The 1395-nt window shown below is 55.3% G+C and carries 2 protein-coding genes; both read left to right on the plus strand.

What is annotated here, in order from left to right; all coding sequences use genetic code 11:
* Nucleotides 1-67: 67 nt before the first annotated feature.
* A complete protein-coding gene (locus AC1DCP_RS26305; protein ID WP_236736199.1) occupies nucleotides 68-586 on the plus strand; it encodes a hypothetical protein in 519 nt (172 codons plus the stop codon).
* A 27-nt stretch (nucleotides 587-613) separates the two neighbouring features.
* Nucleotides 614-1395, plus strand: a protein-coding gene (locus tag AC1DCP_RS26310) for an IS5 family transposase (RefSeq protein ID WP_236736200.1) whose coding sequence is annotated in 2 segments (ribosomal slippage) — nucleotides 614-944 and nucleotides 944-1395 — 783 coding nt in all. Because the reading frame shifts where the segments join, the coding sequence is not laid out codon by codon here.

The following is a 1395-nucleotide window of genomic DNA, read 5'->3' on the forward strand; positions in this document are numbered from 1 at the left end:
TAGGCCCTGTTGACAAAGTTCTCGATCATCGGGAAGTTCCATCCCTTTATGGATTGGGAGGGACAAGTTGCCAGCGCCTTTGGAAGTTTTCGATAAGTATCGATCTGCGCTTTTGACAATGCCGTTGTCGGCGATTTGGCGTGGCCATGGCTCGACAATTTTCTTGGAATTTGGCCGCTTATCACCCCAAATGAGACGCGACGGTACTGCCGGAAATTCACAGGGCGACTTCACGGTCATGATCGAGTGGAGTTGGCGGATTGAAAATGAAAACTCGATTGTGTGCGGAAGTTGGAGCGACGAAAACGGTTGGGAAGAGATTTTTCGGTCGCTTATCGGTCGTGACGTTCAAAATGTATCGTTATTCGGACGACTTCCAGAGCTCTCGATCGAATTGGCAGGCGGGCTTTGTATAGCTTCGTTTATGACCGCGGACGGCCAGCCTGGTTGGACCATATTTGACCGTTGCTCTGAGCGTCAGAAATCTGCCTGGGTTGAGGTTCGCGATGGCGAGATTTGCGAGACTTTGGACACGAAAGCCGACCAGCTGCAATTGACCCCGATTCCAAAATCGCTTGAAGCGTGATTCAACACTGCTTTTTAGGAGGCGGTTTTGGAACGAGGCGATTTGAGTGATGCAGAATGGCGGATAGTTGAGCCGCTGCTGCCGAGAGAGCGGGGCCGCAARTCTCGCCCATCGCATGACAACCGCCGCTTTTTGAACGGGATGCTTCACGTCCTGCGCGTTGGCTGTCCCTGGCGCGACATGCACGAGCGCTATGGAAAGTGGAATTCCGTCTATGTGCGCTTCCGCCGTTGGGCCGAGCAAGGCGTTTGGGATGCTCTCCTTGAGACCCTAGTCGAACTCGGGCTGACGGATGACTGGCAGCACATGATCGATAGCACCACGGTTCGCGGCCACTCTCAGGCTGCGGGCGCAAAAGGGGGACTTATCAGGAGGCTTTTGGTCGATCACGCGGCGGCTTTACGACAAAAATCCACGCTCGCGCAGACGGTCAGGGACGCCCTCTCGGCTTCGTCCTGACCGGCGGCGAAGCATCGGACTACAACGCCGTGTCTGATCTGCTGGCAATACCGGTCGGCAAACCGAGGTTGTTCCTTGCCGATAAAGGCTACGATGGCGATTTCTTGCGCGAAGAACTGCTGATCCACGGGATCAGACCGGTAATCCCGCCGAAGGCCAACCGTAAGAACCCGCCTGCATGCGACTTTCGAGCCTACAAGGGTCGAAACCGCATCGAGCGGATGTTCAACCGTCTCAAGCAGTTCCGCCGCGTGGCGACCCGATACGACAAAACCCGAAAATCCTTCTCAGCATTCCTCGCTCTGGCCGCCGCGAAGATATGGTTGCCATACTTTGTCAACAGGACCTAG

The sequence above is a fragment of the Agrobacterium sp. 10T429 genome (assembly GCF_056393925.1).